Annotated in this window: 13 protein-coding genes; 5 read left to right on the top strand and 8 right to left on the bottom strand. The window is 61.7% G+C overall.

What is annotated here, in order from left to right; genetic code table 11:
* Position 1: 1 nt before the first annotated feature.
* The 3 genes from AM571_RS13710 to AM571_RS13700 are packed head-to-tail and all read right to left on the bottom strand — an operon-like array spanning position 2 to position 4756.
* The gene (locus AM571_RS13710; protein ID WP_074061870.1) at positions 2-2815 is read right to left on the bottom strand and encodes a DUF4159 domain-containing protein; all 2814 of its coding nucleotides are present in this window, start codon (positions 2813-2815) and stop codon (positions 2-4) included.
* Positions 2812-3732 carry a DUF58 domain-containing protein gene (locus AM571_RS13705; protein ID WP_074061869.1) on the bottom strand — a complete coding sequence of 307 codons (921 nt, stop codon included), beginning with the start codon at positions 3730-3732 and terminating at the stop codon, positions 2812-2814. Before AM571_RS13705 ends, AM571_RS13710 begins: the two co-directional genes overlap by 4 nt.
* Positions 3733-3745: 13 nt before the next feature.
* A complete protein-coding gene (locus AM571_RS13700) occupies positions 3746-4756 on the bottom strand; it encodes an AAA family ATPase (RefSeq protein WP_074061868.1) in 1011 nt (336 codons plus the stop codon).
* Between the two features lie 158 nt (positions 4757-4914).
* Between AM571_RS13700 and AM571_RS13695 the strand changes: the two genes are divergently transcribed.
* The 3 genes from AM571_RS13695 to AM571_RS13685 are packed head-to-tail and all read left to right on the top strand — an operon-like array spanning position 4915 to position 7435.
* Positions 4915-5538 (top strand): DUF1285 domain-containing protein, encoded by a 624-nt coding sequence (locus tag AM571_RS13695; RefSeq protein WP_074061867.1) that lies wholly within the window; start codon positions 4915-4917, stop codon positions 5536-5538.
* Positions 5535-6185 (top strand): CoA pyrophosphatase, encoded by a 651-nt coding sequence (locus AM571_RS13690; RefSeq protein WP_074061866.1) that lies wholly within the window; start codon positions 5535-5537, stop codon positions 6183-6185. Before AM571_RS13695 ends, AM571_RS13690 begins: the two co-directional genes overlap by 4 nt.
* Positions 6182-7435 carry a CCA tRNA nucleotidyltransferase gene (locus tag AM571_RS13685; protein ID WP_074061865.1) on the top strand — a complete coding sequence of 418 codons (1254 nt, stop codon included), beginning with the start codon at positions 6182-6184 and terminating at the stop codon, positions 7433-7435. The genes AM571_RS13690 and AM571_RS13685 overlap by 4 nt, the downstream gene beginning before the upstream one ends.
* On the opposite strand, the gene AM571_RS13680 is transcribed toward AM571_RS13685, so the two are convergent.
* From AM571_RS13680 to hemF, 3 genes are all read right to left on the bottom strand, one after another.
* The gene (locus AM571_RS13680) at positions 7436-7621 is read right to left on the bottom strand and encodes a DUF1059 domain-containing protein (RefSeq protein ID WP_074061864.1); all 186 of its coding nucleotides are present in this window, start codon (positions 7619-7621) and stop codon (positions 7436-7438) included.
* A 111-nt stretch (positions 7622-7732) separates the two neighbouring features.
* Positions 7733-8014: a hypothetical protein gene (locus AM571_RS13675; protein WP_074061863.1), complete on the bottom strand. Its 282-nt coding sequence runs from the start codon at positions 8012-8014 to the stop codon at positions 7733-7735.
* A gap of 116 nt (positions 8015-8130) precedes the next feature.
* The gene (gene hemF, locus AM571_RS13670; RefSeq protein ID WP_074063245.1) at positions 8131-9045 is read right to left on the bottom strand and encodes an oxygen-dependent coproporphyrinogen oxidase; all 915 of its coding nucleotides are present in this window, start codon (positions 9043-9045) and stop codon (positions 8131-8133) included.
* Positions 9046-9223: 178 nt separating this feature from the next.
* Between hemF and AM571_RS13665 the strand changes: the two genes are divergently transcribed.
* Positions 9224-9484 (top strand): hypothetical protein, encoded by a 261-nt coding sequence (locus AM571_RS13665; protein WP_022714201.1) that lies wholly within the window; start codon positions 9224-9226, stop codon positions 9482-9484.
* 3 nt (positions 9485-9487) lie between these two features.
* On the opposite strand, the gene AM571_RS13660 is transcribed toward AM571_RS13665, so the two are convergent.
* Together AM571_RS13660 and AM571_RS13655 are read right to left on the bottom strand one after the other, a co-directional pair.
* Positions 9488-11134 (bottom strand): Na/Pi cotransporter family protein, encoded by a 1647-nt coding sequence (locus AM571_RS13660; protein WP_074061862.1) that lies wholly within the window; start codon positions 11132-11134, stop codon positions 9488-9490.
* A gap of 188 nt (positions 11135-11322) precedes the next feature.
* Positions 11323-11784 carry a tRNA (cytidine(34)-2'-O)-methyltransferase gene (locus tag AM571_RS13655; protein ID WP_074061861.1) on the bottom strand — a complete coding sequence of 154 codons (462 nt, stop codon included), beginning with the start codon at positions 11782-11784 and terminating at the stop codon, positions 11323-11325.
* Between the two features lie 381 nt (positions 11785-12165).
* On the opposite strand from AM571_RS13655, the gene AM571_RS13650 reads away from it, so the two are divergent.
* Entirely contained in the window at positions 12166-14022 is a 1857-nt protein-coding gene (locus AM571_RS13650) for an ABC transporter ATP-binding protein (protein WP_074061860.1), read from the top strand.
* Positions 14023-14082: the final 60 nt, after the last annotated feature.

Here is a 14082-nt window from a genome sequence, read left to right as displayed (position 1 = left end):
GTCATTGCCCCAGCCGTTCGAGGAGCGCGGGGATGTGGACCTGATCAGTCTTGTAGTTGCCCGTCAGCATGTACATCATGATGTTGACGCCGGCGCGATAAGAGTATTCGCGCTGCATCTCATCCGGCGGAACGGTCGGCAGCATCGGTGCGCCGTTCTGATCGACCGCCCAGGCCCCGGCCAGGTCGTTGCCGGTAATCAGGATTGGCGAAACGCCGTCGGCCGAAGCCGTCGATTTGGTGTCCGATGAGCGATTGTCCTGCCTCGACTCGATCCAGAGCGGGCTTCCGGAATAGCGGCCCGGGAAACTGGAGAGCAGGTAGAACGACTTGGTCAGAACATGGTCCGAAGGAACCGGCTCCAGCGGGGGGATATCGAGATTGGCGAGGATTTGCTGCAGGCGCTCGCCGTTGGCGCTTGAGGCACCGCCATTGTTATCCAGTGAAGAGAACTGGTCGCGTGTATCGAAAAGCACGGTGCCGCCGGCGCGCATATAGGCGTCGATGCGGTTGATCGCAGCCGTCGACGGCATTGGCGCGGAGGCAGAAACCGGCCAGTAAATGATAGGATAGAAGGAAAGCTCGTCCTTCGTAAGGTCAAGGCCGACCGGCGGCGCCGGCTCCAGTGTCGTGCGGAATGTCAGGAACTCTGTCAGGCCTTCGAGGCCGTGCTCGGAAATATTGTCGACATCCTGCTCGCCGGTGACGACATAGGCAAGGTGGGTATTGTCCAATCGCTGGAAAATCTGGTCGTCGCCGGGCTTGGAATCGTCGGCGCGCAATTGCAATGGTTGCAGGAAGAAGGTCGTGGCTGCGGCGACTGCGATGATTGCCGCAGGCCGGGCCGCCGAACGCAGCCGGGAGAAGGCGCCGCCCATGAACATGACGATGAGGCTGTCTGCCAGGAGCAGCAGGAAGGCGACGAGGAAGAGCGCGGGCTTGGCAGACCAGGTTTCACCGCCGATCAGGCCTTCGCGCAGGACATTGGCCCCGGCTGTGTCGAGCGGCGTCAGCCTGGCGTTATTCGGCAATACATTCAATGCGGTAAAGCCGTCTTCCGAACCATAGAGTCCGGGCGGGTTGTCGAAATTGGAAACAGGCTCGGTCTTTGCGTTCTGGATCAATGGCCGTGCCGTGCCGGTCTCTGTCGTGAGCACGCCCTTCGCCGTCAGCAGGCGGAAGGGCGGCAGGGCCTCAGCCGTCGTTGCAGCACCGGCTTCCGAGGTAACGCCGCCTGAGCGGGAGAGCTGGACGATGCGACGCAGCATCTCGACGAAATTGCCCGAGATCGGCAAGTTGGACCAGGTTGCCTCGGCGCTGACATGGAAGAGCACGATACGGCCTGCGTTGATCGGCTTGGTCGTTACAAGCGGCGTGCCATCGGCAAGGCTTGCCCAGGTGCGCTCGGCAAGATCGGGCGTCGGCTCGGCCAGAACCTGGCGCTTGACGGTCACGTCAGTCGGCTTGGCCATGCCGGCGAAAGGACCGAAACTGGGAAAATCCGCCAGCGGCTGCGGCTCGGCCCAGGAAAGCGCGCCGCCAAGCGCACGCTCGCCCTGGCGCAACGTCACAGGCACCAGCGGATCGTCGGCGGGAGCGGCGGCAAGGCGCGGCCCGGCGAAGCGGATCAGCGTGCCGCCGTTGGCGATCCAGCGCTGCATCGGCTCATAGGTTTCCTGCGGCAGCCGGCCGATATCGGCCATGATGATCACGGACGGATTCTGCGACAGCAGATCGGGGATGGAAGCAGCGAGATCCGGTGTGTTCGGCTGAATCAGGTCGGCATAGGGCTGCAGCGCGCGCTGGATGTAGTAGAGAGGCGATAGCAGCGGCTGGAATTCATCGCCCGCTTCGCCCGATAGCAGCACCACGCGGCGGCGCTTAAAGCCATCGTCGAGCAGATGCACCGAACCTGCCGTCGCATGATTGTCGATGCTGACGCGGGCGAAATCGTTGCGCATCTCGAAGGGGGCGGGGATCGAGCCGGAGGCGACTGACTGCCCGGCCTGGAAATCCACCGTGCCTGCGGCAATCGCACGGCCCTGTGCATCCTGCGCCGTCAGCGGCAGCGATGCGGCGCCCGCGCTGTTGAGGCGCGTCGCAGTCACGCTCATTGCGTCGGCGGCATTCGTGGCGCCGGTGATTGCTATCGTCCGTGTGGAATCGCCTTCGATGAGACGGAGCTCGGCAGGATTCAGATCGGCGAGCTGGCGGACGGTCGCATCGTTTTCCTTGGCTGCAGCGCCGTCGGAAAGGAAGGCGAGCGTACCGGGTCTCGTGCCGTTGAGGGCAGCGCGCAAGGCGTCGAAGGCGCGTTCGCGATCCGGAACGAGCGGCTGCGGTTCTGCGGCGCGCAACATGTCGCGGGCCGCCGTCGTGGTGCCCGGCACGGCATTGTTGGTGGCATCGGCGGTGAAGGCGACCGCGACAGGGGCGCCGGCGGATTCGGCGTCGTCGATCAGCGCCTCGGCGGTCTGCACGCGACGTTGCCAGTCCGGCGCCGTCGCCCAGCCATTGTCGACGAAAAGAACGAGCGGGCCGCCTGCGGCGAGCGAATTGGTACGCGGATTGAAAACCGGATCAGCGATCGCAAGGATCACGGCTGCGGCGAGCAGCATTCGAAGCAGCGTCAGCCACCAGGGGCTCTGAGCAGGCGTTTCCTCGCGCTTCAGCACGGCGGCCAGGATCTTCAGCGGCGGAAAGACTTCGGACTTCGGACGCGGCGGCGTCAGCCGCAGCAGCCACCAGATGACCGGCAGGGCGACGAGCGCGCCGAGGATTGCAGGATAGGCAAAAGCAAAGGGAAGGGCGCTCATAACAATCCCCCGTGTGTCGCCTTGGCCGGCATTCCCGACAGATACATGTGCACAGCAACCAGCGCTTCGGATGCCAGGTGATCGGTGCGATGGGTGACGAACGTCCAGCCGAGATGTCGAAGCGATTGGCCGAGACCGTCGCGGCGGGCCACATAGGCGCGGCTATAGGCCTCGCGGATGTTCTCCGCGCGGCCGGAAACGAGTCTCGAGCCGGTTTCCGGATCCGTGAATTCGGTACGGCCGGTATAGGGGAAAAGCTCCTCGGCGGGATCGGCGATCTCGACCACGTGGCCGCGAAGGCCACGACGGGCAAGCGGCGTGAGGCGGGCCATGATCGCCGGCGCATCGTCCAGGAAGTCGCCGATGAGCACGAGGTCGCTCCAGCCGCGGATCATGGCGATTTCCGGCAACCCGCCCGGTAGCGGCGCATGCATGAGCGCGGTCGCAAGCCGCTCGGCAGCGTTGCGGGCGGCGATCGGTTCCATGACGCCCGGGCACCCGATGCGTTCGCCGGAGCGGGCAAGGATTTCGGCGAGCGCCAGCATGATGACGAGCGCGCGGCTTTCCTTCGAGACACTGCCGAAGGTCGACTTGTACATCATCGAGGGTGACATGTCGGCCCATAACCAGATGGTGTGGGCGGCTTCCCATTCGCGCTCGCGAACATAGGTATGGTCGTCGCGGGCGGAGCGACGCCAGTCGATGCGCGATAAGCTTTCCCCCTCGGTATAGGGGCGGAACTGCCAGAAATTCTCGCCGATACCGCGCTTGCGGCGGCCATGCCAGCCGGCAATCACGGTGTTGGCGATGCGCTTGGCCTCGACCAGGCAGTCCGGCACCAGAGAGGCCCGCTGCCTTGCGCGGGCGAGGGCATCGCTGCCAGGGGTCGGATTGACGATCTGTCCAATAGATGCCACGCGTCCGGCTTCCTTATCCTTTGGCCTGCTTGACGAGACCCGCGATGACGTCGCGGACCGACATGCCCTCGGCACGTGCGGCGAAGGTAAGCGCCATGCGGTGTTCGAGGACGGGTTCGGCAAGCGCATGGATATCGTCGAGCGACGGCGCCAGACGGCCCTCATAGAGCGCGCGGGCGCGGGCGCAGAGCATCATTGCCTGGCCGGCGCGCGGACCCGGGCCCCAGGCTACATTCTTGTCGGTCGCGGCGTTGCCCTGGCCGGGGCGGGCGGAGCGCACAAGATTGAGGATCGCATCGACGACCTTGTCGCTCACCGGCATCTGGCGGATGAGCTTTTGGATCTCCATCAGCCGCCCGGCGTCGAGTACGGCTTGCGGCTTCGTTTCGCTGATGCCCGTCGTTTCGAGCAGGATCTGGCGCTCGGCGGCAAGCTCGGGATAGTGCACGTCCACCTGCAGCAGGAAGCGGTCGAGCTGGGCTTCCGGCAGCGGGTACGTGCCTTCCTGCTCCAGCGGGTTCTGGGTGGCAAGAACGTGGAAAGGCGTCGGAAGGTCGTAGCGCTGGCCGGCGATGGTGACGTGATATTCCTGCATCGATTGCAGCAGCGCCGATTGCGTGCGCGGTGAGGCGCGGTTGATCTCGTCTGCCATCAGCAGTTGGGCAAAGACCGGACCCTTGACGAAGCGGAAGGAGCGGCGCCCGTTCTCGTCCTGGTCCATCACTTCGGAGCCGAGAATGTCCGACGGCATCAGGTCCGGCGTGAACTGGATGCGGTTTGCGCCGAGACCGAGAACTTCCCCGAGCGTCGTCACAAGCTTGGTCTTTGCCAGGCCAGGTACGCCGACGAGAAGTGCATGGCCGCCCGAAAGAACAGCAAGCAGGGTGTTTTCGACGACGTTTTCCTGACCAAAGATCACCTTTGATACTTCTTCGCGGACGAGGGCGATATCGGCGAGTGCCTTTTCTGCGGCAGCGATGATTTCCTTCTCCCCAAGGCTGTCTTCGGTCTTCATCATACCCATCAAGTATCTCCAACGGCTGAATCATTCGTCGCGAATCGGCGGACTTACGCCTGTGGCTCGTACCCTATAGAGTTATGGATATGTTGCGGGCTGACAAGTTCGTTCCAAATGACTATCTCGTGACTATTCTATCGTTAGGGGCAAACCGGGACAGAACAATGGCAGCGCAAGAAATCGGGGCGAGTGAAGATGCCGCAGGCCTTGCCGCGCTGATTTCGCGCGCTGCAGGCGAAGCCGGCGCCAAGAGGGGCGGACTTCCACCGGTCGAGAAATGGAATCCACCCTTCTGTGGCGATATCGACATGGAAATCCGCGCCGACGGCACCTGGTTCTACATGGGAACGCCGATTGGCCGTGCGCCCCTGGTTCGCCTGTTTTCCACCGTCCTGCGCAAGGACGAGGACGGAAAGACCTATCTGGTGACTCCCGTGGAAAAAGTCGGAATCAGGGTCGCCGACGCGCCGTTTGTCGCCGTCGAGATGAGCGCGACGCACCGCAATGGTCAGCAGGTGCTGACATTCCGCACCAATACCGGCGATGTCGTCGAGGCCGGCAAGGAGTATCCGCTGCGCTTCGTGATTCATGGCGAAAACAGCGAGTTGAAACCCTATCTGCATGTGCGCGGACGCCTCGAGGCTTTGGTATCGAGGGCCGTGATGTATGAGCTGGCGGACCTCGGCGAGATTGCAGATATTGAGGGCAGGGAAATGTTCTGCGTCCGCTCCGGCGGCTGCATTTTCCCTATCATGGCCGCCGATGAACTGGATATGCTGTCGCGATGAGCAATGCCCCGACCCAAGGCTACCCACTTTATTCCGCAGCCGAATTCCGCCGCCGGGCGCTCAATCAAAACGGCGGGCCGGTCGATCATTCCTGGCGGGATCACGGCGACCACATCCTCAATCCGGATATTGTCGCAATGGTCGAAGGCTTCCGCCTGCGCGATGCCGCTGTGCTGGTGCCGGTGGTCGACGACGGCGACGAGGCGCGGGTCATCTTCACCAAGCGCACGGCCAACCTGCGCAAGCATTCCGGCCAGATATCCTTTCCCGGCGGGGCGATCGATTCGACTGACATTTCTCCGGAAATGGCGGCGATCCGCGAGACACAGGAAGAGATCGGCATTTCCGGCTCCTTCGTGGAGACGGTGGGACGCCTGCCGCACTATCTGGCCGCGACCGGCTTCCGCATCACGCCAGTGCTCGGTGTCGTCCGGCCGGGGTTCGAGCTGAAGCCCAATCCCCGCGAAGTCGACGACGTCTTCGAAGTGCCCCTTTCCTTCCTGATGAACCCGCAAAACCACACGCGCGACAGGCGCCTGGTCGAGGGCATCGACCGGCATTTTTACCGCATGCCCTATGAAAGCTGGATGATCTGGGGCATCACCGCGGGCATCGTGCGCACCCTTTATGAGAGGCTTTATGCATGACCAGCCTTGCTGATGAAGCATGGTTCAAGGATCCCCGCCTTCAGCGCGTCTTTAGGCTCTTGAACGCGGATGGCGGGGAGGGGCGCGTCGTGGGCGGCGCCGTGCGCAACAGCCTGATGGGGCTTCCAGTCAGCGATATCGACATCGCAACGACGCTGACGCCGGACGCGGTGATGGAGCGGGCGAAGGCGTCCGGCTGCAAGGCGATCCCAACCGGCATCGAGCACGGCACGGTGACGCTGGTGATCGAAGGAAAGCCGTTCGAAGTGACGACGCTGCGCACTGACGTGGAGACCGACGGGCGCCGCGCCAAGGTCGCCTTCAGCACCGACTGGCAGGCGGATGCGGAGCGGCGCGACCTGACGATCAATGCCCTTTACATGAATTTCAAGGGTGAGGTCGTCGATCTCGTCGGCGGGCTGGCCGATATCCAAAAGCGCAACATCCGTTTCATCGGGGATGCGGCGACACGGATTGCCGAAGACTACCTGCGCATCCTGCGGTTCTTCCGTTTTTTTGCTCACTACGGCTCCGGCCGGCCTGATGCGGAAGGACTGCGGGCCTGTTCGGCGGCGCGTTCGAAGCTCACTACTCTTTCGTCCGAAAGGGTCTGGTCCGAACTTCGCAAGCTGCTTGCTGCCGGCGATCCGGGCCGGGCGCTGCTGTGGATGCGGCAGGTTTCGGTGCTGACCGAAGTGCTGCCGGAGACGGAGAAATGGGGCATCGACGCCATCCCGGGGCTGGTTGCGACCGAAAAGGCGCTCGCCTGGAAGCCCGATCCACTCCTGCGGCTCGCTTCGATCGTTCCGCCCGATGCCGAACGGCTGGAGAAGATGGCCGACCGCCTGAGATTTTCGAATGCCGAAGCGGCCTATTTGAGGAGCTGGGCGGCGGCTCCCGCAGTCGATGACGAAATGTCTGCCGCGGCCATCGACCGGCTGCTCTATCGCAGTGGTGCGGAAGGCATCGTCACTCGCCTGAAGCTCGCTCTCGCCGTTGCCCGCGGCAAGGCAGATGGCGACATGAAGGAAATGAGCCGGTCGGCAAGACTGGGCAAGCTGTTGGACCGGGCTTTGGCGTGGAAGAGACCGCAGTTTCCAATCGGCGGTGGCGATATCATTTCCACCGGTATCCCGGCAGGTCCGCGTGTCGGCGAGCTGCTTGCCAAGCTCGAGAACCAGTGGGTCGACGAGAACTTTGCCGCCGACCGGGCGACGCTGCTCGCCCGGCTGGATGAAATTTCAAGGTGATCAGGCCGCTGTCGCTTCGTCGCGGATGCGGGCCTTGATGTTGTCGACCATGTTTTCGCGAATGGTCGTTTCACCATGGGCGGACTTCATGTGCTCGACCGCGCGGCGCACGACTTCGGCGTCCTCATCGGCGCGGGTGTGCCAGGTGCACCCCGGAACGAGCGTACCGCATTCGAAAAGTCGCATTGTCTACTCCTTTGTCCGGAACGAGATTGGATGACCGCGCTGACACGCGGTCTATTTCAATGTGCGAATCGGAGAGAAGGTTCCGGCCGATGATCCACATCGGCCGGCAAATCACATGCGATAATCCGGCATCGCCCAGGCGCGGAAGCAGTCGGACGACTGGTACGGCGCATTCGAGCTGGCGCGTTCTCTTGCCTGTCTGCGCAGTTCTTCGAGCGATTTTCCGGCAGCTAGTTGCAACCTCACCTGCTCGATGAAGCAGGAAAGGGGCAGGTCCGAGCCGCTCGTGGCTCGCATTTCTTCGGCAATGCGGTTCAGGAAATCCGGGGTCTCGATTGCGCGGGATGCCTCCCGAACATCCTCAGGCGCCGGCGAACCGCTCTGTATCATCATGACAATCCTCCTCCGATTGTTACGCAACACAAGCTCAGTTTAGCACGTTAGTTTAGCGCATGCTCACGCTTCTTGAAGGCCATGTAATGTATTTTTACCCGTACGCTGTCGTACAGTCATGGCCACCGGACGACCGGCGGCATCGACGAGAGTATCGACTCGATATTGCCTCCCGTCTTCAACCCGAAGATTGTACCGCGATCATAGAGCAAATTGAACTCGACATAGCGCCCGCGCCTGATCAATTGTTCATCGCGGTCGGCTTCGGTCCATTCCTTGTTGAAATTGGAGCGGACGATTTTCGGATAAACCATGGCGAAGGCCCGGCCGACATCGCGGGTGAATGCGAAGTCGGCATCCCAGCCGCCGGCTTCCTCGCTCGAATGCAGCCAGTCATAAAAGATGCCGCCGATGCCGCGGGGTTCGTTGCGGTGTTTGAGGAAGAAGTACTCGTCGCACCATTTCTTGTAAGCGCCGTAGTCGGCGACGGCCGAATGGCTGCGGCAGGCAATTTCCATCGCCTTGTGGAAGAGGCGACTATCGTCGTCTTCCTGCGTGCGGCGCCGGTCGAGCACCGGCGTGAGGTCGGCACCGCCCCCGAACCAGCGGCTCGAAGTGACGACCATGCGGGTGTTCATATGCACTGCGGGTACATTGGGGTTCACCGGATGGGCGATCAGCGAAATGCCCGAGGCCCAGAATCGTGGGTCTTCGCTGGCGCCCGGCATCTGGGCGCGCAGGTCGGATGCGAATTCTCCATATACGGTGGAGGTATGGACGCCGACCTTTTCGAAAACACGGCCGTGCATCATCGACATCCGGCCGCCGCCGCCGGCGCCATTTTCACGCGACCACTCCTTGCCGACGAAACGGCCGGGCTCCTGATCCGAAAGAGTGCCGGTCAGCTCGTCTTCCAAGGCCTCGAAGGAGGCGCAGATCGTATCGCGCAATCCTTCGAACCAGGTGCGGGCGGCGACCTTCTTTTCTTCGATGTCATCCGGCAGGCCGATCGGCAGGTCTGGTCGTTCCATCATTGTCCCCAGCAGTCGTTATTGCATCACAAGCGACTCGATGATCGCTGATTGCTGTTTCGTGGTATCAGGTGCCTCGGTGCCTTTCCAGCCGGCGGAATGCTGCATCGATCCGGCAAAGAATCGACTCGCAAATTGATATTTTCAATACTACCTTTCCAGGTCAGAGGTAGGTTTCATGACTAAAATCCCGGGACCTCCGTCGTTTGACGGCTTGAAGCGCAGGATCGAACGGCATCGGGCGGAAGGCACTGCCCGCAAGGGTGATCACTTCGTGCGCCAGACCTATCGGCTTGGCCTGCTTGACGCGCGGGCAAAGGCGCGCGAATGGTTCGCCGAATACCCGAAGGCGGCCTATTGGACCGAAGTGGAAAGCTGGCGGCAGCTCGACAACGACCAGATCGAATTCACCATGCGCCGGCTGCCTTCCGCCGACTGACCGTCATTGCGCTGGCGTGCGCAGGCGGCTCTCGATGAGTAATCCGCTCTCGTCGAGGATCGGATGTGCGACCGAGACGATGTGGGCATTGATGCGTTTTAAATCGCGCAGCATGTCGAGATGCAGCGAGCTCGTCTGCAGGCTGTCGGCGTGGCCCTCGCGCAGGCGTTCAAGGTGGCGTTCGGCGGATTGCTTCTCCATCCTGCGGACTTCGACTTTCACTTCCATCATCTGTTTGGCGAGATTGAAGTCGCGCGTCACGAAAATCGTTTGCGCGATCCGCAGGTTGTCGATCGTCAAATGGAAGAGCTTCTTGAGCTCTTGGTAACCGTCGTCGGAAAACCGCAGGCCGAGCGACGCCTTTTTGCTGATCTGCGGCAGCAGGCCCTTTTCGATGATATCTCCGATATGCTCGAGGTTGATCGCGTAGTCGATGATGACGATCGAGTGGCGACCGTTCTCTTCACTCAGGCCCTCGCGGCCGAGCTTGGAAAGATAGACCTTCACTTCCTGCTGCAAGCGATCGACCCGCTTTTCGAGTGTGGGAATTTCCTTGAGCTTCGTCAGGTCGTTCTGCTCGAAGGCGTCGGAGGCTCGGATCAGCATGCGTTCTATGAGGTCGCCGACGCCGAGGACTTCGCGAGTGGCGCTCGCAAGCGCCACGATAGGCGTCGACAGCTCGTGCTGGTCGAGGTATTTCGGCGCATTGTCGGCTTGTGCTTCCTCCGGAACGAGACGCAGCATCAGCTGCGACAACAGGCGCGAGAACGGCCAGGCGACAGCGGCGAGGAAGAGGTTGAAGCCAAGATGAGCGTCGACCGGCAGCTTGGCGGGATCGAGCGGCAGCATTCCCAAAAGCTCGGCGCCGTAACCGGCAAGCGGAAGGGCGATCACGCAGCCGGCAGCCCGCACGATCAGGTTGCCAAGCGTAACGCGCTTTGCCGAGGCAGGTCCGCCAAGCGAAGCGACGACCGGGGGAATTGCGCCGCCAAGATTGGCACCCAGGACGAGAACGATCACCAATCCCGCCGAGAGGATGCCCGTCGATGCCAGGGAAAGTATGAGGACAACGGCGGCAAGGCTCGACGACGAAATGAAGGCAATGCCGGCGGAGAATGCAAGGGCAACCGGCCAAGCGTTGTCGAGCAGGCCGATGAAGGCGGCAAGCGCGGGAGATTGGCGCATAGGCTCCGTTGCCCCGCTCAAGAGATGCAGAGACAAGAGCATCAGGCCGATGCCTATCAGTGCGGTGCCACCACCTTGGCGTGCGCTCGAGCCACTACGATAGAGGATGATACCCGCGAGGATGACGAGCGGCGACAGCCATTCGATGCCGGTCGCGACAATCCAGGCTGTGACGGCCGTGCCGACATTTGCGCCGAGCAGGACGATCTGCGCCATGCGAGGCTTCACCAGCTCGCGCTCGACGAAGGAGGCGACCATCAGCGCCGTCGCCGTAGAACTTTGCAATGCCAATGTGGCGACGAAGCCTGAAACGAAGGAGCGCAACCCGCCACGCGTGCCCGTCGCAAGACCTGTTCGCAGCCGCGCACCGAAGGCCCGCGATACGCCGTCCTTCACCTGCGCGAGGCCAAACAGCAGCAGGGCTACCGCGCCGAACAGGTTTATCATGACGATCGTGGATTCCATTCTGTGCGTGCTTTTCTTCCCGATTAGGCCGGCGCAATCTGCGCCTCAGCGCATTGCCATGTCTTTGAAATCGCGGCCTAGTTCTCACTTTATGATTGCCGGCTAAGTATAATACGCCTGTTCCTGGATAGCACAACGCCGTTTGCGACATATCATGGCGGGCCTCGCGATGCCGCTCAGTAGCGAAATCAACGCCAAGCGGTCTGGCGCATCGCCTCGCCGGTGATCATGGCAGCCGATACCGCGACATTGATCGAGCGCTGGCCCGCAACCATCGGGATCAGGATGCGCTCGTCGGCCCTTTCATGAACATGATCTGGAACGCCTGCGCTTTCGCGGCCGAACAACAAGATGTCGTTCGGCGCGAATGCAAAGTCCGTGTATCGGACAGATGCCTTGGTGGAAGCGAGCACGATGCGACGACCCGTCGGAGCCCGCCATTCCTCGAAGCGATCCCAACTGACATGACGGGTCAGCGCAACGGTTGCGATGTAGTCCATGCCGGCACGCTTCAGATTGCGGTCGGAAATGTCGAAGCCGGCGGGCTCGATGATGTCGACGCTAACGCCGAGGCATGCGGCAAGGCGCAGGATCGTGCCGGTATTGCCGGGGATGTCGGGCTGGTAAAGCGCCAGTCTGAGATCAGTCATCCGAAGTTCCATCTTGCTGCCTGGGGCGAGGAGACCTAGTCCAACTGTGATTTCGGTGCAACAGGCGCCTTTTGACCCCGAATTGTTCAGTCTGTGCCGATTTTGGACTGGAAATTTCGCAGTTTTCGCGTTATTGGTGCGTATCTTCAATCGCCAGCTAGGGAGGGCCAACATGAATATTCTGATGCTTACGCGCCTTCCAGCCGCAATACCAAGCGTGGCGATCTCGCGCTTCTGAGCGCAAGCTTTCTAAAACTCCCCATTTTTGATCCATTGCGCGGCTGTCGTGGCCTCGCCCCTCGAACGTCCGGTTCCCATATGTGCCTCAGCGCGTTTTGCGCAGGCTGGGAGGTGGAACGGTGAAGTTCCGGAGCACTTTTCATGTTTAGCTGGTTCGAACAGCGACTGAACCCCTTTCCGAGTGAGGAGCCTGTCGTTCCGCCCAAGGGTCTTTTTGCCTTCTGCTGGCATTACACGAAGCCTGCGGCGCCCTGGCTTGCAGCCATGGCCGTGCTGACGGCGCTGATTGCCATCGGCGAAGTGACACTCTTCCAGTTTCTCGGCGATATCGTCGACTGGCTGACAAATGCCGACAAGGCGACGTTCCTGCAGGCCGAATGGCACAAGCTTGCCTGGATGGCTGCCTTGATCCTCGTCGGCCTGCCCCTGGCGGCTGGGCTCGATTCGCTTATCATGCATCAGGTCCTGCTCGGCAACTACCCGATGATCGCGCGTTGGCAGATGCACCGCTTCCTGCTGCGCCATAGCATGACCTTCTTCGCAAACGAGTTTGCCGGACGCGTTGCGACCAAGGTGATGCAGACCTCGCTTGCCGTTCGTGAAACAACGATGAAGATCCTCGATGTCTTCGTCTATGTCGTCACGTATTTCCTGACGATGATCATCGTGATCGCCGCGGCAGACTGGCGGCTGATGGTTCCGATCCTGGTCTGGCTCGCCATCTATGTCAGCATCGTGTCGTATTTCGTGCCCCGGCTGCGCAGGATCGCGGCGCAGCAGGCAGATGCACGCTCGATGATGACGGGCCGGGTTGTCGACAGCTACACGAACATTGCGACCGTCAAGCTCTTCTCGCATGCAGGCAGAGAGGAAAGCTATGCCAAGGCCGGCATGGACGAGTTCCTGCAGACAGTGCATCAGCAGATGCGTCGCGTCACGCTGTTCCATGTGTGCGTCTATATCAACAACTGCGTGGCGCTCTTCGTCATCTCGGGCCTGTCGATCTGGTTCTGGCTGAATGGCCAGATATCGGTCGGCGCGATTGCCATCGCGATCGGCCTTGCGATGCGCGTCAACGGCATGTCGCAATGGATCATGTGGGAGGTATCCGCGCTCTTTGAAAACATCGGCACCGTCTATGACGGCATGGAGATGATGACGAAGAACCATGACATCACCGACAAGCCCGACGCGCCGCCGATGCAGGCCAAGAAGGGTGCGATCCAATACGAGCGCATCCGCTTCCATTACGGCAAGGGCAAGGGCGTCATAGACAACCTGTCGCTCGACATCAAGGCGGGTGAGAAGGTCGGTCTCGTAGGTCGTTCAGGCGCCGGCAAGACGACGCTGATGAACCTGCTGCTGCGCTTCTATGACCTGGAAGCCGGCCGCATCACCATCGATAACCAGGATATCTCGCAGGTGTCGCAGGAAAGCCTCCGCTCGCTGATCGGCGTGGTGACACAGGATACGTCGCTGCTGCACCGCTCGATCCGCGACAACATCGCCTATGGCCGTCCGGATGCGACGGACGCGGAGGTGATCGAGGCGGCGAAGCGGGCAAATGCCTTCGAGTTCATCGAAGGGCTTGTCGACTTGCAGGGCCGCAAGGGACTCGACGCGCAGGTTGGCGAGCGCGGCGTGAAGCTCTCCGGTGGCCAGCGCCAGCGGGTTGCGATCGCCCGGGTGTTCCTGAAGGACGCACCGATCCTGGTGCTCGACGAGGCGACCTCGGCACTCGATTCAGAAGTGGAAGCGGCGATCCAGGAGAACCTTTTTGCGCTGATGGAAGGCAAGACGGTGATCGCGATCGCCCATCGCCTGTCGACGTTGACGGAGATGGATCGCCTGATCGTGCTCGACAAGGGCCGCATCGTCCAGGCCGGCTCGCACGCCGACCTCGTCAGTCAAGGCGGCATTTATGCAGATCTCTGGACCCGCCAGTCCGGCGGCTTCCTCGCCGATCATTCGCAAGAAGCCGAGGAAGCGGCGGAATAAAGAAAAACCTCCCTGCGAAAGCGGGGAGGGAATTTGCTGGGCCAGTTAGGCAATAGGGCG

Source organism: Rhizobium etli 8C-3 (genome assembly GCF_001908375.1).
In the GTDB taxonomy this organism is placed as follows: Bacteria; Pseudomonadota; Alphaproteobacteria; order Rhizobiales; family Rhizobiaceae; genus Rhizobium; species Rhizobium etli_B.
Note: the sequence above shows the minus strand (reverse complement) of the source record. Positions and strands in the feature narration are given on the sequence as shown.